This window comes from Rhodococcus sp. JVH1 (genome assembly GCF_000280725.2).
Classification (GTDB): Bacteria; Actinomycetota; Actinomycetes; order Mycobacteriales; family Mycobacteriaceae; genus Rhodococcus_F; species Rhodococcus_F jostii_A.
The window spans coordinates 6400477-6424325 of the sequence record NZ_CP166289.1 but is presented as its reverse complement, the minus strand read 5'-3'; the positions used below and the strand labels follow the sequence as shown (position 1 = coordinate 6424325).

Sequence of the window (23849 nt, the reverse complement as noted above, 5' to 3'; positions counted from 1 at the left end):
CGTTCCGTGTTCCGACTGTCTGACGTGCTGTTCAGCGTGTTCCCGAGATCCCGCCGTCGACGGGGACGACGGTGCCGGTGAGGTAGGCCCCGGCGCGCGAGGAGAGGAAGATCGCGGCGCCGGCGACGTCTTCCGGTGTGCCGACCCGGCCGAGCGGGACCGATCTCTCGACCGCTCCCTTGCGCTCCGGGTCGTCGAGGACGAACGCCATCATCTTGCTCGGGAACGGTCCGGGGGCAATGGCATTGACGGTGATCCGCTCGGCGGCCAGCGTCGCTGCGAGCTTGCGGGTGAGCATGTGGACCGCGGCCTTGCTCGCCCCGTACGAGAAGTTCTCGCTACCCGACACCACGAGTCCGTCGATCGACCCGATGTTGATCACCCGGGCCGGGTCACCGTCCGTCGCCGCGGCCCGCAGACTCGGCAGCAACGCCTGGGTGAGCATGAACACGCCCTTGACGTTGATGTCGAAGATCTTGTCGAAACCGGCGGCGGGGAAATCGTCGACCGACGCACCCCACGTTGCTCCGGCATTGTTCACCAGGACGTCCAGTCGGGGTGACACCTCGGCGACCCGCGCGACGAGCCCCTCGATCCCCTCCTCGGTGGACAGGTCGGCGGGGTGTGCGTGACACGTCCCCGGCCCGGCGGCGGACAGTTCGGCCGCGGCCTTCTCGCATGCCTCGGCCTTGCGGGCGGAGATGATCACGGTCGCCCCGGCGAGGACGAATCCCTGTGCGATCATCCGGCCGATACCCCGCGAACCTCCGGTGACCACCACGGTCTTGCCTGCGACGTCGAACAGTGAACCTATGTCCATGTGCGTTCCCTTCAGGGTTGGAAGACGAGGCGGCCGACGGTGCTGCCGTCACCGAGACGGCCGATGCCGTCGGCCACGTCCGCGAGCGAGAGCCGCTCGCTGATGAGCGGCGTGATCGCACCGGAGTCGGCGAGCCGGGTCAGTTCCGCGTGGCAGTCGGCGATCGCCTGCTGGTTGTACTGCTTGTACAGACCCCAGTGCAGTCCGATGATCGAGTAGTTCTTGATCAGGGCGTGATTGAGGCCGGGTGTCGGGATGGTGCCGCCGGCGAAACCGATGATCAGGATCCGGCCTTCGAACGCGATGCACTTGGTGGACTTCGCGTAGGCGTCGCCGCCGACCGGGTCGTAGACGACGTCCGCGCCGCGTCCGCCGGTGAATTCCTTGACCAGCGGAACGAAATCGTCGGTGTGCCGGTCGATCACCAGATCCGCCCCCAGCCGGCGGCAGTACTCGACCTTGTCGGCGCCGCCGACGACGCCGATCACCTTCGCTCCCGCGGCCTTGCCCAATTGCACTGCGGCGCTGCCCACTCCGCCCGCGGCGGCATGGACGAGCAGCGTCTCCCCCGGCTTCAGTTGGGTGCGCCGGTGGAGAGCGAACCAGCTCGTCTGGTAGCCGATGCTCAACGCCGACGCCTCGGCGTCGTCGAGCGCGGACGGTGCGGCGAACGTGTTGGCCTCGTCCATCACCGCCAGCTGAGCGAATCCCCCGCCGGGAAGGTTGGGGTTGCCGATCACCCGGTCGCCGACGGCGAAGCGGGTCACGCCGTCACCGACCTCCAGCACCTCGCCGCACAGCTCGACTCCGGGTGTGAACGGCAGCGGTGGCTTGATCTGGTATTCGCCGCGGCACAGCAGCACGTCGGGGAAGTTCGCCGGTGCGGCGAGAACCTTCACCAGCACCTGGCCGGGGCCTGCTGTCGGGTCCGGGACCTCCTCGAGTTGCAGCGCGGTGCGCGGCTCGCCGAGTTCGTGGACACGCCATGCCTTCATGGATTGCTTCCTGACTGTCGGTGATGGAGCTCGGGTTACGCGGGCAGGTCGATCAGGTCGGCGAGATGCGCGCGGTGACGGTAGGCGGTGCCGAACGCGAGCTGATCGCTCTTCGCCCTCTTCAGATACAGGTGCGCGGGGTATTCCCACGTCATGCCGATCCCGCCGTGCAGCTGGACGCATTCCTCGGCGGCGTGGACGGCGACGTCGCTGCAGTACGCCTGCGCGACGGCGGCCGCGACCTCGGCGTCCGCGTCGCCCCGGGCGGCGGTGTCCGCGGCGTAGCGGGCAGCGGCGGCCGCGGAAGTGACCTCGAGCCACAGGTCGGCGAGGCGGTGTTTGATCGCCTGGAACGACCCGACGGCGCGGCCGAACTGGGTTCGCTCCTTGACGTACGCCAGGGTCGTCTCGAAGCACCACTGCGCGAGCCCGAGTTGCTCGGAGGCGAGCAGTGCGGCACCGACGACGAGGGCCTCACGGACCGCCGCCGCGGCGTTGCCGTCGTCGATGCGGGTGGATGCGGCGGCGTCGAACGCGACATCCGACAGTGGCCGGGTCATGTCGAGCGCGAGCACGGGCGTGACCGTGACACCGGCGGTGCCGGCGGGCACCGTGTGCAGTTCGAGTCCACCCGGACCCAGGGCCGGCACGATCAGGATGTCGGCCTCCGAGACGCCCGCGACGCTGGTCACGGTGCCCGTCAGGGTGTCGCCCTCTCGGCGCACGGTCGGGGTGAACCGCCCCGGTGCGGTTGCGAGCCCGACCGTGAGTGCACCGGTGGTCGTCCCGTCGGCGAGTGCGCCGACGGTTCGCGTGTCTCCCGCCTTCAGCAGCGCGACCGTCGCGAGCACGGCACTGGACAGGTACGGGACGGGCGCGACGGCACGTCCGATCTCCTCCATGACCACGGCGGCCTCACGTGCGCCGGCTCCGGCGCCGCCCAGGTCCTCGGGAACGAGCAGCCCGGCCAGTCCGAGTTCAACGGCGAGGGATTTCCATACTCCGGAGAAGTCGGCGGGCGCCCGGTCGTACGCTCCGACCACCAGTTCCGGTGGGCAGCGGTCGGCAAGGAGGCGGCGGACGGAGTCGCGCAGGGCGTCTTCCGTATCGGAGTACAGCAGATCTGCGGTGCTCATCGGGGCAGGTCCTTCCAGGCGATGTCCTTGTCGACGCGGTGTTCCGGCGGGAGGCCGAGAACGCGTTCTGCGATGACGTTGCGCAGGATCTCGGACGTGCCGCCCTCGATCGAGTTGCCTTTCGCGCGCAGGTACCGGTAGCCGGGTTCACGGCCGGTGAAGTCGACCCTGTCCGGTCGGCGCATGGTCCAGTCGTCGTACCGCAGCCCGGCCTCGCCGTGGAGTTCGATGTCGAAACCCGAGATGGTCTGCGCGAGCCGGGCGAAGGCCAGCTTCAGGCCGGATCCCTCCGGGCCGGGTTGCCCAGCCTCGAGTTGCTGCCGCAGGCGTTCCCCGGTCAGCCGGGCGACCTCCGCCTCGACCCACAGCCGGAGCAGTTCGTCGTGCATCGCCGGGTCGCGGAGTTCGGGTTGCTCTCGCCAGGCCTGTGCGACCGGTCCGATCATGCCGCTCTCGCGGGCGGCCGCGGAACCGCCGATCGCGACGCGCTCGTTGTTGAGGGTCGCGGTGGCCACCCGCCAGCCCTGCCCCTCGTCGCCGAGCCGATCGGTATCGGGAATGTGGACGTCGGTGAGGAACACTTCGTTGAACTCGGCCTCACCGGTGATCTGCCGCAACGGCCGGACGTCGATACCGGGATCGCTCATGTCGCACAGGAAGTACGTGAGCCCGGCGTGCTTGGGCACCGTCGGATCCGTCCGGGCCACAAGGATGGCCATCTGCGCGTTCTGCGCCCCCGACGTCCACACTTTCTGCCCGTTGACCCTCCAGCCGTCACCCTCACGGACGGCTCGCGTCGCGACCGCGGCCAGGTCGGAGCCCGCCCCCGGTTCACTGAACAACTGGCAGTAGATGTGCTCGCTGGTGAAGATCGGCCGCAGGTACTTCTGTTGTTGTTCCTCGGTGCCGAACGCGGCGATGGTCGGAGCGGCCATGCCCAATCCGATCCCGTTGCGGCCCTTCGCCGGGCCGGGCGCTCCGGCGGCCGCGAGTTCGGCATCGACCTGTGCCTGGAAGCTCTGCGGCAGACCGAGTCCGCCGCGTCCGGGCGGGAAGTGGACCCACGCGAGGCCGGCGTCGAATCGGGCTCCGAGGAACCCGGTCGGATCCGACAGGTCGTTCTGTTCGACGAGGGTCGCGACGCGGCCGCTGAGGTCGCGTGCGATCGCCTGTTCGTCAGTGGTCATGTTCCTCAGTCCTTCGGTCCGCCGGCCACGTAGATCACTTGTCCGGACACGAATCCGGCACCCTCACTCGCCAGGAACGACGCGGTGTTGGCGATGTCCTCGGGCTGTCCGACGCGGTTGACGGGGATCTGCGACGCCGCCGCCTTCTTGAAGTCCTCGAATCCGACACCCACCCGTTCGGCGGTGGCGGCGGTCATCTCGGTCTCGATGAAGCCGGGCGCGATCGCGTTGGCGGTGACCCCGAACTTGCCCAGTTCGATGGCGAGGGTCTTGGTGAAGCCCTGCATGCCCGCCTTGGCGGCGGAGTAGTTGACCTGCCCGCGGTTACCGAGTGCGGACGTGCTCGAGAGGTTGACGATGCGGCCGAACCCGGCGTCGACCATGTGCTGCTGCACGGCCCGCGACATCAGGAACGCACCGCGCAGGTGCACGTTCATCACGGCGTCCCAGTCGTCGACGGTCATCTTGAACAGCAGGTTGTCGCGGGTGATCCCGGCGTTGTTGATCAGGATCGTCGGGGCACCGAGTTCGGTCGCCACCCGCTCGACTGCCGCGGCGACCGACGCCTCGTCGGCGACGTTCGCGCCCACGGCGAGTGCCCGGCCTCCGGTGGACTCGATGGCGTCGACGGTTGCCGCGCAGGCGGACTCGTCGAGGTCGAGCACGGCCACCGCGTACCCGTCGCTCGCCAGTTTCTTCGCCACCGCGGCACCGATGCCCCGTGCTGCGCCGGTGACGATTGCCGTTCGCTTCATGAAGTTCTCCATCGTCGTGTGATCAGATTCCGGCCCGGGCGGCGATGTCGCACGCCTTGGCCACGAGGTCGTCGATACGATCGACGGTCGGGGTGCCCGCGGCCGCCTTGTTCTGCGGTTCGTCCCGCGCGCGGCGCATGACGCCCTCGGCGATGACCGCGACCTTCCAGAGGCCGAGGACGTGCCAGAACGCCAGGGCCTCCGGGTCGCGGCCGGTCTCGTCGAGGTACACCCCGGCGATCTCCACCCGGTCCGGGAAACCGTCGAGGGTGGACGCGGGGAAGTCGCCGCCGGTGGTCTCGCCCGGCTCCGGCCAGTACGCGAGCAGGCTGCCGACGTCGGCGAGCGGGTCGCCGAGGGTGCACAACTCCCAGTCCAGGGCCGCGGTCACCTCCCCGGTCTGGTGGGAGGTGATGACGTTGCGCAGGTGGAAGTCGCCGTGCACCAGTGTCAGTTCCCGCTGCTCCGGTACCGAGGCGGCGAGCCGCCGTGTCAGGTCGTCGAGGGCGGGCAGCTCGCGGGTCTTCGACTTCTCCCACTGACCCGACCACCGCTTGAGCTGACGCTGCGCATACGGCTTGTGGCTGGCCAGGTCGGTCAACCCGGTCCCGTCGAGGTCCACCGCGTGGATCTTCGCCAGCGTCCGCGGCAGCGACAGACCGATCGCCCGGCGACGTTCCGGCGTCAGGGACTCCGCGATCGACATGCGATCGACTACCTGTCCGTCGACGAACTCCATCAGCAGCAGCGGTACCTCGGTCACCTCCGGGTCGTCGGTGAGCCCGAACACCCGCGGGGTGGGCACCGCGCTGTCCTCGAGAGCGGAGAGGATCCGCGCCTCCCGGGCGACGTCGTGGGCCGACGCCAGCAGGTGTCCGAGGGGCGGGCGCCGGAGCACCCATCTGCCACCCGCCTCGTCCCGGACGAGGTAGGTGAGGTTGGACTGTCCGAGTCCGATCCGGTCGAAGGTCAGCGGTCCGGCACTGTCGATGCCGAGCGTGCCGAACCAGCGGCTCACGGCCTCGATGTCGATGCCGACGACGTCCACGCTAGACACCGAGTTGGGCCCCCTGCCGGAACGGGAGGGCGTCGCCGAGCAGTTGACCGCCGTCGATCACCATGGTTTCGCCGGTGATCCAGCTCGCGGCATCGGAGACGAGGAACGCGACCGCGGACGCGATGTCCTCGGGTTCACCGATCCGTCCCAGGGCCGTGGACGCCGACACGGCCTGCTCGTGTTCCTTCCACAGTGCCTCGGCCAGCTTGGTCCGCACCACACCCGGGGCGACGGCGTTGACCCGCACCTTCGGTGAGAGTTCCAGTGCCAGTTGCTTGGTGACGTGAATCAGCGCGGCCTTGGACGCGTTGTACAGGCCGATGTTCGCCTCGAAGGCCATGCCGCCGATGGAGGCGGTGTTGACCACGGCGCCGCCGTGCTCGCCCATCCACGCCCTCGTGACGAGCCCGGTCCACAGCACCGGCGCCCACAGGTTCACGTCGAAGGTCTTGGCGAATCGCGCGTGGTCCTGGTCGATGATCGGCCCGAACGAAGGGTTCGTTCCCGCATTGTTGACCAGGATGTCCAGGCTGCCGAAGCGTTCGAGGGTGACGTCGACGCAGCGCCGGGCGGCCTCTTCGTCGACGGCGTGGGCGGCAATTCCGATCGCGCTGCCCCCGACCTGGGCCGCGGCGGCGTCGGCCGATTCCTGGGACCGTGAGGTGAGCACCACGTTGCCGCCCGCGGCCGCGATGGCCTTGGCGACGGCCAGGCCGATGCCCCGCGAGGCGCCGGTGACGATCGCGGTGCGTCCGGTGAGGTCGAGTCCGGCCATGTCAGCTCACCGCAACCTTGTGTCCGTTGGTGGAGGCGCTGACGGCGGCGTCGCGGTACTGCCGAAGTTCCTGCCGTGCGATGGCGCGCTTGTGGACCTCGTCGGGACCGTCCGCCAGGCGCAGCGTGCGCAGGTGCGCCCAGGCCATGGCGAGGGGGAAGTCGTCGGTCACGCCGGCCCCACCGTGCACCTGAATCGCCCGATCCACAATCTTGAGCGCAATATTCGGAGCCGCCACCTTGATCGCCGCGATCTCCGTCCGCGCCTCCTTGTTCCCCACCGTATCCATCAGATACGCCGCCTTCAGCGTCAACAACCGAATCATCTCGATCTCGATCCGCGCCTCCGCAATCCAATCCTGAACATTCGCATTCTCACTGACCGGCTTACCGAACGTCACCCGCGACGACGCCCGACGACACATCAACTCCAACGCCCGCTCCGCCATCCCGATCGCCCGCATGCAATGGTGAATCCGACCCGGACCCAGGCGCGCCTGCGAAATCGCGAAACCCTCCCCCTCCCCCTTCAACACATCCTCGACCGGAACCCGCACATCCGCGAAATCGATCTCCGCATGCCCCTCACGATCCTGATACCCGAACACCGGCAACCCCCGCATCACCGTCACCCCCGGCGCATCGATCGGCACCACCATCATCGACTGCTGCCGATGCGGCGCCGCCGACGGATCCGTCTTCCCCATCACGATCAACACCCGACAATTACGATGCAACGCATTCGACGCAAACCACTTCCGCCCGTTCAGCACATACTCGTCACCGTCCCGGACCATCGACAACTCCACATTCGTCGCATCCGAACTCGCCACCGCCGGCTCCGTCATCGCGAACGCCGACGCCATCGTCCCCTCCAGCAACGGCGTCAGATACTTCTCCTTGTGCTCGGCCGTACCGAACAACTCCAGCACCTCCATATTGCCCGTATCCGGCGCATTACAATTGCACGCCTCCGACGCAATATGACTGCGCCCCATGATCTCCGCCAACGGCGCATACTCGAGATTCGTCAACCCCGCACCCGTCCCCGGATGCGGATGAAACAGATTCCACAACCCCCGCCGCCGCGCCTCCGCCTTCAACTCCTCCAACACCGGCGGCTGGAAATGCGGATCCCCCGACTCCCGCATCTGCTCCTCGTACACCGCCTCCGCCGGATACACATGCGAATCCATGAACTCCAGCAGATCGGTCTGCAACTGCTGGGCGCGATCCGAGATGTCAAACAGGGACATGGGAACTCCTGACGGGTAGTGAGGGAAACATGGGTGTGCGCTTGTCGAGGTGACTCTGTACGCCCTCGACGAGATCGGCCCCGCGGAACGCCTGCAACATCAGGCCTTCCGCACGGGCCACGGACTCGGCGTAGGTGCCGTCCGCATCGTTCTGTAATTGGTTCTTGATGACGGCCATCGACGTCGGGGAGCAGTGCGCCGACAGCTGTTCGGCATACGCGACCGCGGCGTCGACGACCGAACCGTCCGGCACGAGGTGGTCGACGAGTCCGATGCGCAGTGCCTCCTCGGCGTCCACCATGCGGCTCGACAGCAGCAGGTCGGCGGCGCGGCTGCGTCCCACGAGCCGGGGCAGCAGCCAGGAGATGCCGTATTCGGCGATCAGTCCCCGCTTGGCGAAGGCGGTCGTGAACCGGGCGGACGCCGAGGCGAACCGGACGTCGCAGTAGAGGGCTTCCACCATTCCGAGCCCGGCGGCGACCCCGTTGATCGCCCCGATCAGCGGCTTGCGCAGTGTCGCGGGAAGGTCGCGGGGACGCGGTCGGAGGAGGTTTTCTTCGGAGACGTCACCGATGGCCTGCAGGCGTCCGAGGTCGGCGCCTGCGCAGAACCCGCGCCCGGCTCCGGTCACGACGATCGCGCGTACGCCGGGGTCGTCCTCGGCGTCGCTCAGCAGCGTGAAGTAGCGGTCCTCGAGGTCGTCGGTCCAGGCGTTCAGCTTGTCCGGCCGGTTGAACGTCAGCACCAGGACCGGTCCGCGCCGCTCGGCGAGGACCAGGTCTGCGTGCTCGGGTGTCACGCGTGCTCCATCAGCGAACTCTGGTAGCGGCGCATCCCGCGGAGCCAGCGGTCGTAGTCGGACCCCTTCTGCCGGTACATGGTGAGGACGCTCTCGTGGGGCAGGATCAGGAACGTCTCCCGGTCCACGGCGTCGAGCACGATGTCGGCGACCTGCTCCGGCTGCAGCACGTCGCCTGCCGAGACGACGGCCCGGGTGGCCGCGACGCCGAGTGGATCACCCGAGTTCTCGCCGGAGCGCATCAACTTCGTCTCGACTCCCATCGGACAGAGGCAGCTGACCCGGACTCCGTTGTCCCCGTAGGTGACCGACAGCCATTCGGAGAACGCGACAGCCGCATGCTTGGTGACGGCGTAGGTGGCCGAGCCGATCTGAGTGAGGAGCCCGGCCGCGGACGCGGTCGACACGAAGTACCCCTCCCCCCGCTCGATCCACCTCGGCACGAGTTGCCGGGCGGCGCGGATGTGGGCGCGGACGTTGACGTCGATCGCGAGATCCCAGCCGGCGTCGTCGGCGTCGAGGCCGGGTGCTCCCGCGATACCGGCGTTGGCGAAGTAGAGATCGACCGGGCCGAACTCGGTCTCGGCGCGCTCGATGATGCGCCGGATCTGATCGGCGTCCGCGACGTCGGCGCCCTCGGCGACGGCCGTTCCGGGGTGGCGTGCGTTGATTCGGTCCGCAACCGCGGCGGCTGCGTTCGGATCGAGATCGGCGACCAGCACCTTGGCACCCTGGTCGGCGAGACGGTCTGCGATCGCTCCGCCGATACCGCCTCCACCGCCGGTCACGATGGCGACCTTCTGTGCAACCTTCACGAGGTGTCCTCTCCTTCGCCGTGCGTTGTGACTCGCGTCTCTCTTTTGTATAGTTGAATCCGTCGTCAAGTTCAAGTGTCGGAGTTCGACGAACACCTCGAAGTTCGATGCAGCCAACGTGACACATCCAGGCCCTGCACCACCCGGAATTGAGGGAGACAGATGACCGACACCACCGCACTGCCCGTTCGCCCCGCGAGCTTCGACGAGCTCACGGCGCTGATCGGCAAGGAGCTGGGCCCCACCGACTGGCACGACGTCACCCAGGAACGCGTCAACGCCTTCGCCGACGCGACCGGCGACCACCAGTGGATTCACATCGATCCCGAGCGCGCCGCCGCCAGCCCGCTCGGCAGCACCATCGCGCACGGGTTGTACAGCCTGTCCCTCGGACCGGCACTGTCGGCGACCCTGCTGCGGTTCGACGGTTTCGCCCACAGCCTGAACTACGGCTACAACAAGGTGCGTTTCCCCGCGCCGGTGCCGGTGGGTTCACGCATCCGGATGCGCGCCACCGTGCAGTCCGCGGAACAGGTCGGGGGCGGCATCCAGGTGACGATGAGCCAGGTCGTCGAGCGCGAGGGCTCCGACAAGCCGGTGGTCGTGTCCGAGTCCGTCGCCCGCGTCGTCGAGGCCGGATAATCCTGCTACCGCGTCGGAGGTTGACGACATGGCAAACGTGATCGATCCGGTGTCCCGCCACGCGGACGCCACTCCCGGCAACATCGCGCTACGGGGCGCGGACAGCACCCTGACCTACGGACAGTTGCGCGACGCGAGCACCCGGTATGCGGGAGCACTCACCCGAGCGGGCCTGTCCCCCGGCAGCAGAGTCCTCCTGGCCGCACCCTCCGTGCCCGAGTTCGTGGTGGCGTATCTGGGAATTCAGGCGGCGGGGTGCGTCGTGGTCCCGGTGAACACGATGTCCACCCGGCCCGAGACCGAGTACGTCCTCGCCGACGCCGGCGCCGCGCTCGCCATCGTGTGGCACGAACTCGGGCCCGCGATCGGCGACGCCGCGTCCGCGTTGGACATCCCCGTCTGGACGCTCGCACCCGGTGCCGCCGCACCGGACGCCGAGCCGGTTCCCGTCGTCGAGCGGGACCGCGACGACACCGCCGCCATCCTCTACACGTCCGGCACCACCGGGCGGCCGAAGGGCGCGGAGCTGACGGTCGGGAACCTGTTGTCCGGCGGTGAGATCGGCGCCGAATGCAGTCGCGGTTCCAGCGACGACCGGACGGGCACCGGGCTTCCCCTGTTACACGTCTTCGGCCAGGCCTCGGTCATGATGGCGACGTTCACGGGCGGCGGGTCGCTGTCGCTGCTGGCGCGGTTCGACCCGGCCGCGATGCTCGCCCTCCTGCGACGCGACCGGCTCACGATCATGGCCGGGGTGCCGACGATGTGGAACGCGATGCTCCACGCCGCGGACGGCGCCGACTCGCAGGACTTCACCCAACTGCGCATCGCCATCTCCGGGGGCGCGTCGCTGCCGGGCGAAGTGGCCCGCGAATTCGAGTCCCGCTTCGGGTGCACCATCCTGGAGGGATACGGGCTCACCGAGACCACCGCGTTCGGCACGTTCAACGACATCGACCGCGGCGGAAAGATCGGCTACACCGGACGCGCGGTGCCCCGGCTGGAGGTCGAGGTGCGGGACCACGACGACACCGCCTGCCCTCCCGGCACCGTCGGCGAGGTGTTCGTGAAGGGGGCGACCGTGATGAAGGGCTACTGGAACCGGCCGTCCGACACGGCGGCCGTCCTGGACGCGGACGGCTGGCTGCGCACGGGCGATCTGGGTGAGATCGATGCGGACGGGGATCTGCGCATCGTCGACCGGGTGAAGGACCTCATCATCCGCGGCGGCTACAACGTGTACCCGAGCGAAGTCGAGGAGGTGCTGTACACACACCCCGACATCCTCGAGGCCGCCGTCGTGGGTGTTCCCGACGATCACTACGGCGAGGAGGTGGCCGCGGTCGTGGCCACCGTCCCCGGTTCCGGACTGGACGGCGGCGAACTGACCAGCTGGGCGCGGGAACGACTGTCCGCATACAAGATTCCCCGGATCGTCGCGATCGTCGATTCCCTCCCCAAGGGGTCGACCGGAAAGATCCTCAAGCGGTCGATCGACCGGACCGCACTGAAGAACGACGCATTGACCGCAGAAGTACCCGAAAGGTGAACACCGTGACATCCGTGAACAGGCAGGTCCGACTGGCGAAGCGCCCGGTCGGCCGTCCCGACGACTCCACCTGGGAGATCACGTCGGAACCGATCCCCGAACCCGCGGACGGCGAATTCACCGTGAAGGTGGACTACGTGTCCCTCGACCCCGCGATGCGCGGGTGGCTCGACGACGTGAAGTCGTACGTGCCGCCGGTGGCGATCGGTGAGGTGATGCGCACCCATGCCGTCGGCCGGGTGGTGGCGTCGAAGAACGCGAAGTTCCCGGAGGGGCAACTGGTCTCCGGGCAGTTCGGCGTCCAGGAGTTCGCGCTCTCCGACGGCCGCGGCGCTCTCGCCGTCGACGAGTCGCTCGCCCCGGCACCGACATGGCTGGGCGCGCTCGGGTTTCCCGGCATGACCGCCTATTTCGGCCTCACCGACGTCGGCAAGCTGGAAAAGGGCGACACCGTGCTCATCTCGGGTGCGGCGGGAGCGGTCGGGAGTATCGCCGGGCAGATCGCCAAGCTGAAGGGCGCCACCGTGATCGGCATCGCCGGCGGCCCGGAGAAGTGCGCGTGGCTGACCGAGGATCTGGGTTTCGACGCGGCGATCGACTACAAATCCGAATCGGTCGGGAAGGCGCTGCGCGCCGCCGCACCGGACGGAATCGACATCTACTTCGACAACGTCGGCGGCGAGATCCTCGACGCCGCACTGGCCCGGCTCCGCAAGAACGCCCGGGTCGCGCTGTGCGGTGCGATCTCCGGATACAACGCCACCGACCCGCAGCCCGGCCCGTCCCGGTATCTGTCGCTGCTGGTCAACCGGGCGTCGATGACCGGGTTCATCGTGTTCGACTACCTCGACCGGTTCCCCGAGGGCATGGAGGCGATGTCGGAGTGGATCCGCGCCGGGGAGATCGTGACCCGCGAGCAGGTGGAGACCGGGGGCGTCGAGGCCTTCGGCCGCACACTCAATCTGCTGTTCGACGGCGCCAACACCGGCAAGCTCGTGCTGGAGATCGGCGACCACTGACAGCACACCCGCTCGGAGGGCTCGTCGCGGCCGTCACCGTACTACGGTGGCGGCCGTACCCGTGCGACGACGAGATGACGAGGTAGGCATGCGCGCGATCACCATTTCACGCTTCGGCGAGGTAGACGTCCTCGAGGCGGCCGACCTCGCCGTTCCGGAGCCGGGGCCCGGCCAGGTGAGTATCGATGTGTCGCACGCCGCGGTCGGGTTGGCGGACGTCCTCATGCGGTGTGGCGAATTCGGTGGGACACCACCGATCGTGCCCTGCCTCGAGGTGGCGGGAACGGTGCGGAAAGTCGGTGCCGGCGTGCATCATCTGCGGGGCGGCCAGCCCGTCGTGACGCTTTCTCGCCCCACCGCGGGCGGCTATGCCGAGGTGTCGGTGGCCGATGCGGCCATCACGATCCCGCTGGATTCCGTCGACCCTCGCCTCGATGCCGCCGAGGCGGTGGCGGTGGTCCCGAACACGACCACGGCGCTGCTGGCACTGGAACTCGTGGGCAATGTCGGTCCGGGAAGTCAGGTGCTGATCCACGGCGCCGCAGGTGCCCTCTCGGGAATCACCGCACAGGTGGCCCGTCGGCTCGGCGCCGCGCAGGTGCTGGGCACGGTCCGGTCCTCCCGGCGTGCGGCGGAGGCCGAGCGGTACGGATACGACCTGGTGGTGTCGAGCAACGGATTCCGCATCGCTCTGTCGGACGCGGGCATCGATTCGGTGGACATCGTCGTGGACCCGGTCGGCGGCCGGTTGCGCGCCGAGAGCCTCGAGGTGCTCGCGCCGCTGGGCCGGCTTCTCGCCGTGGGCAATGCGAGCGGAGAGGACGACGTGCGGGTCGGGGCCAACGAGTTGTGGCTCGCCAACCGCGCCGTCCTGGGTTTCAACGTCGGTGGACTGCTGATGCAGGATCCGACTGCCGCGGAGGCCGCCGCGCGCCGCGCGATCGCGTGGGTGGCCGCGGGCACGGTGAGCATGCCGCACACCACGCTGCCGCTGGCGCAGGCCGCCGAGGCGCACCGCCTGCTCGAATCCGGGGACTGCGAGGGCCGGATCGTGCTGACGGTGCCGGACTGACGGCGTGGGGTGGCTGGATCCCAGCCACCCCACGCCGCCGGCAGTGCCGGCTAGTAGAACTGGGCGCCGGGTACGGCGGTGGGATCGTTCCGGACCTCGGCGGTGTTGGTCTCGCGGAGCTTCCACGCGCAGAGGAACGTGACCAGCCCCATCAGTGCGACGAAGACGGCGACGAACGTGGTGGTTCCGGTCTTGGCGATCAGCGCGGTCATGATGAACGGAGTGCCGCCGCTCACCGTGATCGCCGCCAGCTGGTACGCGAGCGACGCCGCCGAGTATCGGACGTTGGGAGCGAACAGTTCACCCATGTATGCGGCGATCGGGCCGTAGGTCATGGACTGGAAGACGCTGCCGACCGTGACGGCGATGAAGAACAGCAGCAGGTTCCGGGTGTTGATCAGCCAGAAGTACGGGAACGCCCACACGATGATCATCGCCGCGCCGATCAGGATCATCGGCCTGCGCCCGATCTTGTCCGACATGTGCCCGGACCACAGCACGACACCCACCGTGAGTCCGGCGCTGAGCAGCGAGATCGCGAGCAGGTCGTTGCGCTTCATTCCCAGTTCCGCGGTGCCGTAGCTGAGCACGCCGGCAATGGAGATGTAGAACAGGGAGTTGGTGGCCGCGAGCAGGCCGCAGCCGAGCAGGATCTTGCGCCAGTGTTCCTTGATCGCCTCCGTCAGCGGTGCGCGGACGACGGTCTTGTTCTTCTTCTGCGCCTCCTCCTGCAGGTCCCGGAATTCGGGGGTGTCCTCGACCTTGGTCTGGATGTAGAGCACCACCGGGAACAGCAGTGCGCTCGCGAAGAACGGGATCCGCCAGCCCCAGCTGAGGAACGCCTCGTTCGAGATCGCCGCGGTGGCGCCGAGGAACACGAGGTTGCCGAGCAGGACGCCGAAGGAGACGCCCATCTGGCCGAAGGTCCCGGAGAATCCCCGGCGCTTCGGGCTCGCCGATTCGGTCAGCAGCAGGACGATCCCACCCCATTGACCACCGCAGGCGAGGCCCTGGACGAACCGCAGGGCCACCAGCAGGATCGGGGCCGCGACGCCGATGGTCGCGGCACCCGGAAGGCAGCCGATGAGGAACGTCGCCAGTCCCATGAACAGCAGGCAGGTGACGACGGCCGGCTTGCGGCCGTACTTGTCGCCGAAGTGCCCGGCCACGAGGCCGCCGAGTGGGCGTGCGACGAAGCCCGCCCAGAATGTGCTGAACGAGAGCAGGGTGCCCATCAACGCCGACGAGTCGGGGAAGAAGACGTGGGGAAAGACCAGTGCCGCAGCGGTTCCGTACAGGAAGAAGTCGTACCACTCGATCGAGCTGCCGACGAGCCCCGCCGCAAGCAGCTTCCGATGTGCACGCTTGCGCGAGACGGCTGTGTCGCCGGCTGCGTCCTTACTCGGCTGCACCGCGGATGTAGTCATCCGATCACTCCTCGAGATAGGTCTTCGTATGGATGTGGGAATGAGACTTTTCAGAACATGACGCCAACTTCAAGTCAGTGAGCGCTTGCTTAGTGTGTTTGAATAGCTGTGTGATGTCAATCACTCGAGGGGATTGATCTTGCCGGATCCCGCCGGTGCGGACGAAGCTCGAAACGGCGGAGAGGACTACCGATGACCGAATTGCGAGACGACGTGTCCGCGACCGAGGAGCCGAGCCCGGGTCCGCCGACATCCGAGGAACGCCTGCTCCGGGCGGCGACGACGCTGTTCTCCGACAAGGGTTTCGAAGCCACCCGCACGAGGGACATCTCCACAATGGCCGGGATGAGCCCCTCCGCGATGTACGTGCACTTCCCCTCCAAGGAGGATCTGCTGTTCCAGCTCGTCCGCCGGTCGAACGAACGCGCGCTCGCGCTGGTGCTGGAGGCCGTGGCGCCGTTCACCGACCCCATCGACCGCGTCCGGGCCTTGGTTCGCGAATTCAGCATCATGCACGCCCGGAACTTCCGGCGAGCGCGCATCGCCCAGTACGAGAGCAGGCATCTCTCCCCCGAACACCGCGAGGTGGTCGCCGAGACCCGGCTCCAGATCCGGGTCGCGGCAATCCGGGAGGTGCAGAACGGGATCGATCAGGGGGTGTTCCTGATCCCCGACCCCCGCGTCGCGGTCCTGGCGATCATGTCGCTCGCGGTGGACATCTGCCGGTGGTACAGCCCCGACGGTGAATTCACACCGGAGGAGCTGGGCGACATCAACGCCGACCTCGTTCTGCGCATCCTCCACGCACCCGGCTACTGACAGCCCCTCACACGCGGTCGGGGACGCGTAGCGCGTTCGTCCACATCCGCGCGAGTCCGGCGGTCAACTGCTCGAACGTGAGCGATCTCCGCTCGCTCGGCGGTCCGACGAAATAGCTGTAGGCCATCCTTCCGACCATGGCGGACAAAGCCTTCGACGTCAGCATCGGATCGAGCGACGCGTCGGCGAGACCGCGGTCCTGCAGATCGGCGATCGCCCGCGCGTTCCGGCGGTAGAACGTCTCGTCCCGCGAGCGTTCCAGTTCACGGAATGCGGGGTCGACGTGCGCGACCTGCTCGAGCAGGGCCAGCAGTCGCGCATTCCGGCGGCACGCGTGCAGGTAGGCGCGGATGCTCGCCTCCACCACCGCGTGCACGTCGCCTTCGTCCGCGACCCGTCCCATGCCGGGATGCAGCAGGTCGTTCTGCGTGACCTCGACGACCGCCGCGAACACCTCCTCCTTGTTGGTGAAGTAGGTGTAGAACGATCCGGTCGAGAGTCCGGCCTCCTTGCTGATGTCGACGAGACGGGCGTCGAGGTACCCCTCCCGCTCGAACACCACCCGGGCGGCGGCGACGAGACGATCGCGGGTGCGGACGCCCCTGGCCGTGACCGGTGGCGTGGGTGCGATTCGCGGGCGCGACATGTCAGTAGGGGTCGACGTTCTCGAAGTATCGCCGAGGCACCTCGACCAGCATCTCGGTGATCATCTTCTCGGTCACACCCCGCTCGCGGACGTACGGCAGCACGTCGTTCTCGATGTGCAGGTAGTGCCACTGCGGGAGCGCGGCCATCAGGGCGGGGTCGATCCAGTCGATGTAGCAGGAGGCGTCCTGCGACAGGACCATCTGCCCCGCGAACCCCCGGCGGCACATCTCGACGAGCGTGTCGGCGCGGGCCTCGAACGTCGTCTCGAGGTTGATCCCGAACCGGTCCATCCCGAGGACGAAGCCGGCCTCGGCGAGGCTCGTCAGATGCTCGATGTCGGTGCTGTCTCCGCTGTGCCCGAGCACGATCCGGTCCGGCCGCACCCCCTCCTCGTCGCACATCACACGTTTGACGTGCACTCCGGCCTCACTGCCGGGGTGGGTGTGCACCGTGATGGGAACGCCCGTGCGCCGATGCGCCTTCGCGACGGCCCGCATCACCCGCTCGACACCGGGCGTGGGCCCCTGGTGGTCGATCGCGCACTTGAGCAGCCCCGCGCGAACCCCGGTGCCGGCGATCCCCTCTTCGATGTCCTTCACGAACATGTCCACCATCGGGTCGGGGACCTCGGCCCCCACGATCGCATCCAGCGCCGGACCGCGGTAGTGGAAGAAGAACGGCACGTCGTCGTAGGTGTACAGCCCTGTTGCCGCAACGATGTTCAGCTCGGGAAGCTGTTCCGCGACCCGCTGGATGCGCGGGATGTACCGGCCGAGGCCGACGACGGTGGGGTCGACGATGGTCCGGACACTCTGCGCCGCCAGCGCGCGCAGCTTGGTGACGGCGTCGGCGACCCGCTCGTCCTCGCTCCCCCACTCGTCCGGGTAGTTCTGCTGCACGTCGGGCGTCAGCACGAACACGTGTTCGTGCATGTAGGTGCGTCCGAGTTCGGCGCTGTCGATCGGTCCGCGGACCGTGTTGACCTGGCTCATACAGACTCGCCCTCTCCGGGTGTGACCGTCGTCATACTCCCGAGCTCAGCGTAGAGCTAACTTGAACCTGACGTCAACATTTATTCCGGAGTGAATGCACCCCGGGCCAGACGGAATCCGACGTCGTCGATGCGATAGGTCGGGTGACTGCGCCGACGCACGGAGGCACGGCAACTCCAGTGCTCGTCGAACCACCCACCGCCGCGCAGTACCCGGTACGTGCCGTACACCTCGGGGTCGTACAGATCCCAGCACCACTCCCACACATTGCCCAGGGTGTCGTGCAGGCCCCAGGCGTTCGGCTGCTTCCCGCCCACATCCCGCGACCCGCCGTCGGAGTTGCCGCGGTACCACGCAATCGCGTCGAGCGGACCGTACCGCGGACCCGTGGTGCCCGCCCGGCAGGCGCGTTCCCATTCCGCCTCGGCCGGAAGCCGGTACCCGTCGGCCGTGGTGTCCCACACGACGTCGTTGCCGGTCACGCGATAGGCAGCGCCGAGCCCGGCGCGCTCGGACAGGGTGTTGCAGAACAGGATCGCGTCCCGCCACGACACTCCGTCGACCGGCAGCCGCGTTCCCCGCGTCGTGCCCGGCCACTCGCCGGTGATCTCGGCGTACTCTCCCTGCGTCACAGGGTGGACGGCGATCTCGAAGGCATTCAGCTCAACGCTCCAGCTGCGGGTGGTCCGCCGATCCGACAGCGTGATCTCCCCGGCCGCGACGGCGATCATCGGGCCGCTATCCACCGCCGGCAGCAGCCTGGATCGGTGCCATGTCGAAGTAGTCGCGCCAGGTGGTGATCTTGCCGCCGGTGATCTCGAAGACCCCGACGACGGGCAGTTCGACGACGTTGCCGTTCAGCGTGAACACGTCGATCCGCTCGTTCATCACCACCCCGCTCGATTCCTCGGCGTTGGGGCTCTGACCGCCATCGGTGACCTGCCGGTGCACACGGAAGTCGATGCCGCCGAACGCGGCGATGAAGCCGGCGACGAACTCGCGGATCGCGTCACGCCCGATGACGGGTTCCATCGGAATGTTGTGGTAGACGGCATCTTCCGCGAAGTACTCCGCGATCTTCGCCGGATCGGGCTCGATCCACTCGGCGCAGAATTGGGTGACCAGTTGATCCGGAGTCATCGGTTCTCCCTTTCGATCGCGGACGGTTCGATGATGGCCATGACGGACTGGATCGCCCCGGCCGGGATGTCGAAGTGTTCCGTGATCCGGACGGACGTCACCTCGGTGGGCGTGGCGCCGAGATCGAGCACGAACCGGGCCACCACGTTGTCACCCCACTCGTGGAAGGAGAGTTCGCGCACGGCCTGGATGGCCTGATACTGCAGGCCGTTCTCGAGTTCGTCCCGGATGAAGGCCCCCGATTCGCCCGTATGCTGCCCGTTCTCCACCCGCCATGCTTTGTCCGCGAGACGCACCTTGGTGGCGTCGTGGCTGACCAGCGCATCGATGTAGGCCCTGGCCATCGCGACCCGGCCGCTGTCGGCCGTGTCGGTGGCATGTGTCGCGATCGCGGCGAGCAGCGGCCGAGCCAGCTCCGGTCGGCAGATCAGGAGGTCGGGCAGGTAGGGGTGGGACTCGTTGTAATCCAACGGGGTTCCGTCGATCCGCGAGCAGTGCAGGCCCGCAGCCTCGGCGACGCCGACGGGGGCGGCCGAGTCCCATTCCCACTGCCCGCCCGCGTGGATGTAGGCGTCCACGTCCCCACGAAGCACGGCCATCGCCTTCGCTCCGGCCGAACCCATGGTGGTGACCTCGGCACCGATCTCCGTCGCGACGGCGTCGACGAAGGCGGGCGGCCTGCTCGCGGACACGACGATCCGTGGTCGTGCCGGGAGCTGTTCGGTATGCACCGCGTGGCTGTCGTCGTCACTGGCATACACCGCACCCAGTGCCGGTTGCGCGACCGCTGCCGCCGTGATGCCCCGGCCGCGTTCCCACAGTGCGACGTGCACCGCCCAATCCGAGTGACCGGGCAGTCCGTACTCCTTGGAACCGTCGAGCGGGTCGATGATCCACACCCGGGAACTCTCCAGCCGCGACCGGTCGTCGGCGGACTCCTCGGAGAGGATCGCGTCGTCGGGTCGCTCCGCGGAGAGCTTGCCGAGAATGAACGCGTCGGCGGCGACGTCGCCCCGCCTGCCCAGTTCACGACCGTCCGCCGATCCGAGTCCCGCGGTGCGGATGTCCAGCAGCAGGGCACCGGCACCGGAGGCGATGTCGGCCGCGAGTCGTGCGTCAGTGATCACGTCTCAACAATTCCATAATTCTCTCGGCTTGTTCGGTCGGCGTGCCGTCCCCGGGCCGGAGGACGAGTTCGGCGTTCTCCGGGGCCTCGTACGGGTCGTCGACCCCGGTGAACCCGGTGATCTCCCCCGCGCGGGCTTTCGCGTACATGCCCTTGGGGTCCCGCGCCTCGCACTGCTCCACCGGCGTGTCGACGAACACCTCGACGAAGTCGAGCCCGGCAGCCCGGTGCTGCTCCCGGACGCGGTCCCGGTCGGCGCGGTACGGGCTGATCAGTGACGCGATCGCGACCACCCCGGAGTCCGCGAGCAGTTGTGCCACGGCGCCGACGCGGCGCACGTTCTCGGCGCGGTCCTCGGCACTGAAACCGAGGTCGGCGTTCAGTCCGTGACGCAGGTTGTCGCCGTCCAGCCGGTAGGCGGGCACCCCGGCCGCGACGAGACGTCGTTCGAGTTCCACCGCGACCGTCGACTTTCCCGACGCCGACAGTCCCGTCAGCCACACCGTGCGACCCCGCGTCGCCCGCTCGTCCCGCGAGACGGCCGCGGCGTGCCACACCACCTTGGAACGCGACAGCGTCGGCCCGGTGATCATGCCGGCGGCGACGGTGTTGTGGGTCGACTCGTCGACGAGGATGAAACTGCCCGTCACGTGGTTGCGGCGGTACGGGTCGAACATCAGCGGCTGCGACGTCCTCAACTGGATACGGCCGATCTCGTTGAGCGAGAGCGACTGTGTGGACTCGTCGCGGTGCAGGGTGTTCACGTCGAGGCGGTAGTCGAGCCGCACGACGGAAGCCCTGGTGGCGCGGGTGGTGTGCAGCAGCGTGTACCGCGCGTCCGGCGTCAGCGAGGACTGTTCGCTGAACCAGCAGACCATCGCGTCGAGTTCCTGCCCGACGAGCGGACGGTTGTTGGGGCGGCACAGCACGTCTCCGCGACCCACGTCCAGCTGGTCGGCGAGCTGCACGCACACCGCCGACGGTGCGAACGCCTCGTCGAGGCGGGTTCCGCCGGGACCCCAGATGGCGCTGACGGTGGAGGTGAATCCGGACGGCAGCACCACCACCTCGTCGCCCGGCTTGAACACGCCGCTGGCGACCGTGCCCGCGTATCCGCGGAAATCGTGCAGCGCGGAATCGGTCCGGCGCTGCGGCCGGACCACGTACTGCACCGGGAACCGCGCGTCGATGAGGTTGCGGTCGGATGCCACGTGGACCTGCTCGAGGTAGTGCAGCAGCGACGCGCCCTCGTACCAGGCCATGTTGACGGTGCGCTGCGCGATGTTGTCGCCGCGCAGCGCCGACACCGGGATGAACGTGAGGTCGTGGACCTCGAGTTTGATCGCGAACTGCCGGAACTCCTCCTTGATCTCGTCGAACCGTTCCTCGGACCACCCGACGAGATCCATCTTGTTGACGCACAGCACGAGGTGGGGAATGCCGAGGAGGCTGGCGATGAACGCGTGGCGGCGCGTCTGCTCGAGGATCCCCTTGCGGGCGTCGACGAGGATCAGGGCCAGGTCGGCGGTGGACGCGCCGGTCACCATGTTCCGGGTGTACTGCTCGTGTCCCGGCGTGTCCGCGATGATGAACTTGCGGTGCGGGGTGGCGAAATAGCGGTGCGCGACGTCGATGGTGATGCCCTGCTCGCGCTCGGCACGTAGGCCGTCGGTGAGCAGTGCCAGGTCGGCGTGCTCGTCGCCCCGTTCGCGGCTGGTGCGTTCGACCGCCTCGAGCTGATCCTCGAAGATCGCCTTCGAGTCGTACAGCAGCCGGCCGATGAGGGTGGACTTGCCGTCGTCGACGCTGCCCGCGGTCGCGACCCGCAGTAGCTGCGGCATCAGAAGTACCCTTCCTTCTTGCGGTCTTCCATGCCGGCCTCGGAGATCCGGTCGTCGGCCCGGGTGGCCCCGCGCTCGGTCAGCCTGCTCGCGGCGACCTCGGTGACCACGGCCTCGGCGGTGGTTGCCGACGATTCGACGCAGCCCGTACACGTGGCGTCGCCGACGGTCCGGAAGCGGACGAGGGCCTCGTACGGCTCGTCACCGGGGAGCAGGGTCAGGAATCGGGTGTGCGCCAACAGCATTCCGTCGCGGGGCACGACCTCCCTGCGGTGCGCGTAGTACAGGGGCGGCAGTTCGATCTTCTCCTCGCGGATGTACTGCCAGATGTCGAGTTCGGTCCAGTTGGACAGCGGGAATACCCGGATGTGCTCCCCCTTGCGGTGCCTGCCGTTGTAGAGGCTCCACAACTCGGGGCGCTGCGCCCGCGGATCCCACTGCCCGAATTCGTCGCGGAAGCTGAACACCCGTTCCTTCGCGCGGGCCTTCTCCTCGTCGCGGCGGGCGCCGCCGAAGATGGCGTCGAATCCGTTGTCCCGGATCCCGCGCAGCAGCGCCGTGGTCTGGAGCCGGTTGCGGCTGGCCCGCGGACCCGTCTCCTCGCTGACGCGGCCGGCGTCGATGTCGTCCTGCACGCTGGACACCACCATCCGCAGGTCGAGGCGGTCGACGGTCCGGTCGCGGAATTCGATGACCTCGTCGAAGTTGTGGCCGGTGTCGACGTGCATGACGGCGAACGGGAGCGGTGCGGGCCAGAACGCCTTGGCGGCCACGTGGAGCATCACCACCGAGTCCTTGCCGCCGGAGAACAGCAGAACCGGACGCTCGAACGTGGCGGCCACTTCTCGGAAGATGTGCACGGCTTCGGCTTCGAGCGCGCCGAGGTGGGACAACTCGTACACGGGCGGTGCGGTCATGGGCGACTCCTCGTCGCGAGTGCCTTACCGGTCACTGGTCCATATTTGGACCAGCTCGGTCGAAAATGATTGCACCTCCGAGAATAGAACGTGTTTCAGATTGCGGTCAATGCCCGGTGTCACCGCGGCCGGCGGCCGCCCACCTCCGCCGTGATCGCGTCCGCGGCCGCAGCGAGAGCCTTGCCCCGCCGCGCGATGTCCGACGGCGCGAGTTCGGCGCCCACATAGAGCGTCAGGACCATCGCCTGATGCCCCTCGGCGTCGTACGTCGGCGCGGCGATGAGACTGACGGGGTGCGGCGCAGCGGGGTCCGCGCGTTCGGCGTCCAGGTACACCCGCTCCCCCAGGCTGGACACCATCTCACCGAGCACGTCGCGCAACTCCGGCGGCAGGTCGTGCGCGGCGACCCCGGCCATGAGCGTGTGCAGGCGCTGACCGACCGGAGTGAGCGTCTCCACGAGATACCCGGTCCGGGAGCACTCGTCCACCACCGTGCGCAACCGGTCGCGGTCGAGACGCACCGGCAGGGTCGGCTCCCGGCGCAACCACGACTGCAGCGCGTCGTCGCCGTCCCACAGCACGTACATCAGGCCGACGGGCGGCGCGAACGGGTACATCTCCCCGACCTTGGCGGCGGCCCGCACACCCGGCGGACTCGTCAGCTCCAGGACGGCGATGCGGTCGCCGACCACCGCCGACGCCGTGCACGTCGTCCGGAACTCCTCGCTGAGCACGGCGAGATGCCTGCGCGCCACCGGCCCGGCCGCGAATCCTTGCTGCGCCGCGCGGCCGGCCGCGATGAGGGCGGGCCCGAGGCCGTACGTCTTGGTGGCGGGATCCCGGACGAGGTAGCCGCCGCGGGCCAGTTCGGTGAGGATTCCCAGGCAGGTGGGCTTGCTGATGTCGAGCTGCCGCGCCAGCTCCGACAACCCGAAGCGGTGCTCCTTGCGCGCCACCAGGAAGTCGAGCACCTGCACCACACGTTCGGTGGGCGGCGACCGTCGGCCCTGCGCCCGGTCAGGCGTCTCGTCCTCGTGCCCCATTGACCACTCCTTAGAACACG

At 68.3% G+C, this 23849-nt stretch carries 24 protein-coding genes; 5 read left to right on the top strand and 19 right to left on the bottom strand.

Features of this window, described 5'->3' with window-relative positions; genetic code table 11:
• Window positions 1-31: 31 nt before the first annotated feature.
• Genes JVH1_RS29860 through JVH1_RS29815 form a run of 10 tightly spaced genes read right to left on the bottom strand, consistent with a single transcriptional unit; the run spans window position 32 to window position 9594 of the window.
• On the bottom strand, window positions 32-820 hold the full coding sequence (locus JVH1_RS29860; RefSeq protein WP_009474187.1) for a RhlG family 3-oxoacyl-ACP reductase: 789 nt from the start codon (window positions 818-820) through the stop codon (window positions 32-34).
• 11 nt (window positions 821-831) lie between these two features.
• On the bottom strand, window positions 832-1815 hold the full coding sequence (locus JVH1_RS29855) for an NADPH:quinone oxidoreductase family protein (RefSeq protein WP_009474188.1): 984 nt from the start codon (window positions 1813-1815) through the stop codon (window positions 832-834).
• A gap of 35 nt (window positions 1816-1850) precedes the next feature.
• Entirely contained in the window at window positions 1851-2951 is a 1101-nt protein-coding gene (locus tag JVH1_RS29850; protein WP_009474189.1) for an acyl-CoA dehydrogenase family protein, read from the bottom strand.
• Entirely contained in the window at window positions 2948-4138 is a 1191-nt protein-coding gene (locus JVH1_RS29845) for an acyl-CoA dehydrogenase family protein (protein ID WP_009474190.1), read from the bottom strand. Before JVH1_RS29845 ends, JVH1_RS29850 begins: the two co-directional genes overlap by 4 nt.
• 5 nt (window positions 4139-4143) lie before the next feature.
• Window positions 4144-4905: a 3-oxoacyl-ACP reductase FabG gene (gene fabG / locus JVH1_RS29840; RefSeq protein ID WP_009474191.1), complete on the bottom strand. Its 762-nt coding sequence runs from the start codon at window positions 4903-4905 to the stop codon at window positions 4144-4146.
• A 10-nt stretch (window positions 4906-4915) separates the two neighbouring features.
• The gene (locus JVH1_RS29835; RefSeq protein ID WP_043778488.1) at window positions 4916-5950 is read right to left on the bottom strand and encodes a phosphotransferase family protein; all 1035 of its coding nucleotides are present in this window, start codon (window positions 5948-5950) and stop codon (window positions 4916-4918) included.
• Complete coding sequence (locus JVH1_RS29830; protein ID WP_009474193.1) at window positions 5943-6725, bottom strand: SDR family oxidoreductase; 783 nt, start codon at window positions 6723-6725, stop codon at window positions 5943-5945. Before JVH1_RS29830 ends, JVH1_RS29835 begins: the two co-directional genes overlap by 8 nt.
• A 1-nt stretch (window position 6726) precedes the next feature.
• Window positions 6727-7980, bottom strand: a complete 1254-nt coding sequence (locus tag JVH1_RS29825; protein ID WP_011594487.1) for an acyl-CoA dehydrogenase family protein — start codon at window positions 7978-7980, stop codon at window positions 6727-6729.
• Window positions 7967-8779, bottom strand: coding sequence for an enoyl-CoA hydratase-related protein (locus tag JVH1_RS29820; protein WP_009474195.1), 813 nt, complete (start codon window positions 8777-8779; stop codon window positions 7967-7969). Before JVH1_RS29820 ends, JVH1_RS29825 begins: the two co-directional genes overlap by 14 nt.
• Entirely contained in the window at window positions 8776-9594 is an 819-nt protein-coding gene (locus JVH1_RS29815) for an SDR family oxidoreductase (protein ID WP_009474196.1), read from the bottom strand. Before JVH1_RS29815 ends, JVH1_RS29820 begins: the two co-directional genes overlap by 4 nt.
• A 162-nt stretch (window positions 9595-9756) precedes the next feature.
• Here JVH1_RS29815 and JVH1_RS29810 point away from each other — a divergent pair, with 162 nt between their 5' ends.
• The 4 genes from JVH1_RS29810 to JVH1_RS29795 all read left to right on the top strand — a co-directional run bounded on the left by JVH1_RS29810 (window position 9757) and on the right by JVH1_RS29795 (window position 13876).
• Window positions 9757-10236 (top strand): MaoC family dehydratase, encoded by a 480-nt coding sequence (locus tag JVH1_RS29810; RefSeq protein ID WP_009474197.1) that lies wholly within the window; start codon window positions 9757-9759, stop codon window positions 10234-10236.
• 28 nt (window positions 10237-10264) lie between these two features.
• Window positions 10265-11785: an AMP-binding protein gene (locus JVH1_RS29805; protein ID WP_009474198.1), complete on the top strand. Its 1521-nt coding sequence runs from the start codon at window positions 10265-10267 to the stop codon at window positions 11783-11785.
• 5 nt (window positions 11786-11790) lie between these two features.
• Window positions 11791-12804 (top strand): NADP-dependent oxidoreductase, encoded by a 1014-nt coding sequence (locus JVH1_RS29800; RefSeq protein ID WP_009474199.1) that lies wholly within the window; start codon window positions 11791-11793, stop codon window positions 12802-12804.
• 88 nt (window positions 12805-12892) lie between these two features.
• A complete protein-coding gene (locus JVH1_RS29795) occupies window positions 12893-13876 on the top strand; it encodes a zinc-binding dehydrogenase (protein ID WP_043778515.1) in 984 nt (327 codons plus the stop codon).
• 50 nt (window positions 13877-13926) lie between these two features.
• Here the strand turns inward: JVH1_RS29795 and JVH1_RS29790 are convergent, their stop codons facing one another.
• A complete protein-coding gene (locus JVH1_RS29790; protein ID WP_009474201.1) occupies window positions 13927-15303 on the bottom strand; it encodes an MFS transporter in 1377 nt (458 codons plus the stop codon).
• A 192-nt stretch (window positions 15304-15495) separates the two neighbouring features.
• On the opposite strand from JVH1_RS29790, the gene JVH1_RS29785 reads away from it, so the two are divergent.
• Entirely contained in the window at window positions 15496-16122 is a 627-nt protein-coding gene (locus JVH1_RS29785) for a TetR/AcrR family transcriptional regulator (RefSeq protein WP_009474202.1), read from the top strand.
• A gap of 7 nt (window positions 16123-16129) precedes the next feature.
• On the opposite strand, the gene JVH1_RS29780 is transcribed toward JVH1_RS29785, so the two are convergent.
• From JVH1_RS29780 to JVH1_RS29745, 8 genes are all read right to left on the bottom strand, one after another.
• On the bottom strand, window positions 16130-16768 hold the full coding sequence (locus tag JVH1_RS29780; RefSeq protein ID WP_009474203.1) for a TetR/AcrR family transcriptional regulator: 639 nt from the start codon (window positions 16766-16768) through the stop codon (window positions 16130-16132).
• Between the two features lies 1 nt (window position 16769).
• Entirely contained in the window at window positions 16770-17762 is a 993-nt protein-coding gene (locus JVH1_RS29775) for a phosphotriesterase (RefSeq protein ID WP_009474204.1), read from the bottom strand.
• Window positions 17763-17842: 80 nt separating this feature from the next.
• A complete protein-coding gene (locus tag JVH1_RS29770; protein WP_009474205.1) occupies window positions 17843-18493 on the bottom strand; it encodes an SUMF1/EgtB/PvdO family nonheme iron enzyme in 651 nt (216 codons plus the stop codon).
• 7 nt (window positions 18494-18500) lie between these two features.
• Window positions 18501-18902, bottom strand: coding sequence for a nuclear transport factor 2 family protein (locus tag JVH1_RS29765; RefSeq protein ID WP_009474206.1), 402 nt, complete (start codon window positions 18900-18902; stop codon window positions 18501-18503).
• Entirely contained in the window at window positions 18899-20029 is a 1131-nt protein-coding gene (locus JVH1_RS29760) for a 3'(2'),5'-bisphosphate nucleotidase CysQ (RefSeq protein ID WP_009474207.1), read from the bottom strand. Before JVH1_RS29760 ends, JVH1_RS29765 begins: the two co-directional genes overlap by 4 nt.
• Window positions 20019-21869 carry an adenylyl-sulfate kinase gene (cysC, locus tag JVH1_RS29755; protein ID WP_009474208.1) on the bottom strand — a complete coding sequence of 617 codons (1851 nt, stop codon included), beginning with the start codon at window positions 21867-21869 and terminating at the stop codon, window positions 20019-20021. Before cysC ends, JVH1_RS29760 begins: the two co-directional genes overlap by 11 nt.
• Window positions 21869-22786 carry a sulfate adenylyltransferase subunit CysD gene (gene cysD / locus JVH1_RS29750; RefSeq protein ID WP_009474209.1) on the bottom strand — a complete coding sequence of 306 codons (918 nt, stop codon included), beginning with the start codon at window positions 22784-22786 and terminating at the stop codon, window positions 21869-21871. The genes cysC and cysD overlap by 1 nt, the downstream gene beginning before the upstream one ends.
• A gap of 119 nt (window positions 22787-22905) precedes the next feature.
• Window positions 22906-23829, bottom strand: coding sequence for a helix-turn-helix domain-containing protein (locus JVH1_RS29745; RefSeq protein ID WP_009474210.1), 924 nt, complete (start codon window positions 23827-23829; stop codon window positions 22906-22908).
• Between the last annotated feature and the right edge of the window lie 20 nt (window positions 23830-23849).

Bases quoted from the DNA above. Each gene is read 5' to 3' on its own strand.
- cysD (WP_009474209.1), bottom strand. From the start codon at position 22,786: ATGACCGCACCGCCCGTGTACGAGTTGTCCCACCTCGGCGCGCTCGAA.
- JVH1_RS29845 (WP_009474190.1), bottom strand. From the start codon at position 4,138: ATGACCACTGACGAACAGGCGATCGCACGCGACCTCAGCGGCCGCGTC.
- JVH1_RS29810 (WP_009474197.1), top strand. From the start codon at position 9,757: ATGACCGACACCACCGCACTGCCCGTTCGCCCCGCGAGCTTCGACGAG.
- JVH1_RS29860 (WP_009474187.1), bottom strand. From the start codon at position 820: ATGGACATAGGTTCACTGTTCGACGTCGCAGGCAAGACCGTGGTGGTC.
- JVH1_RS29770 (WP_009474205.1), bottom strand. From the start codon at position 18,493: ATGATCGCCGTCGCGGCCGGGGAGATCACGCTGTCGGATCGGCGGACC.
- JVH1_RS29825 (WP_011594487.1), bottom strand. From the start codon at position 7,980: ATGTCCCTGTTTGACATCTCGGATCGCGCCCAGCAGTTGCAGACCGAT.
- JVH1_RS29790 (WP_009474201.1), bottom strand. From the start codon at position 15,303: ATGACTACATCCGCGGTGCAGCCGAGTAAGGACGCAGCCGGCGACACA.
- JVH1_RS29795 (WP_043778515.1), top strand. From the start codon at position 12,893: ATGCGCGCGATCACCATTTCACGCTTCGGCGAGGTAGACGTCCTCGAG.
- JVH1_RS29850 (WP_009474189.1), bottom strand. From the start codon at position 2,951: ATGAGCACCGCAGATCTGCTGTACTCCGATACGGAAGACGCCCTGCGC.
- JVH1_RS29765 (WP_009474206.1), bottom strand. From the start codon at position 18,902: ATGACTCCGGATCAACTGGTCACCCAATTCTGCGCCGAGTGGATCGAG.
- JVH1_RS29745 (WP_009474210.1), bottom strand. From the start codon at position 23,829: ATGGGGCACGAGGACGAGACGCCTGACCGGGCGCAGGGCCGACGGTCG.
- JVH1_RS29830 (WP_009474193.1), bottom strand. From the start codon at position 6,725: ATGGCCGGACTCGACCTCACCGGACGCACCGCGATCGTCACCGGCGCC.
- JVH1_RS29805 (WP_009474198.1), top strand. From the start codon at position 10,265: ATGGCAAACGTGATCGATCCGGTGTCCCGCCACGCGGACGCCACTCCC.
- JVH1_RS29780 (WP_009474203.1), bottom strand. From the start codon at position 16,768: ATGTCGCGCCCGCGAATCGCACCCACGCCACCGGTCACGGCCAGGGGC.
- JVH1_RS29785 (WP_009474202.1), top strand. From the start codon at position 15,496: ATGACCGAATTGCGAGACGACGTGTCCGCGACCGAGGAGCCGAGCCCG.
- cysC (WP_009474208.1), bottom strand. From the start codon at position 21,869: ATGCCGCAGCTACTGCGGGTCGCGACCGCGGGCAGCGTCGACGACGGC.
- JVH1_RS29775 (WP_009474204.1), bottom strand. From the start codon at position 17,762: ATGAGCCAGGTCAACACGGTCCGCGGACCGATCGACAGCGCCGAACTC.
- JVH1_RS29855 (WP_009474188.1), bottom strand. From the start codon at position 1,815: ATGAAGGCATGGCGTGTCCACGAACTCGGCGAGCCGCGCACCGCGCTG.
- fabG (WP_009474191.1), bottom strand. From the start codon at position 4,905: ATGGAGAACTTCATGAAGCGAACGGCAATCGTCACCGGCGCAGCACGG.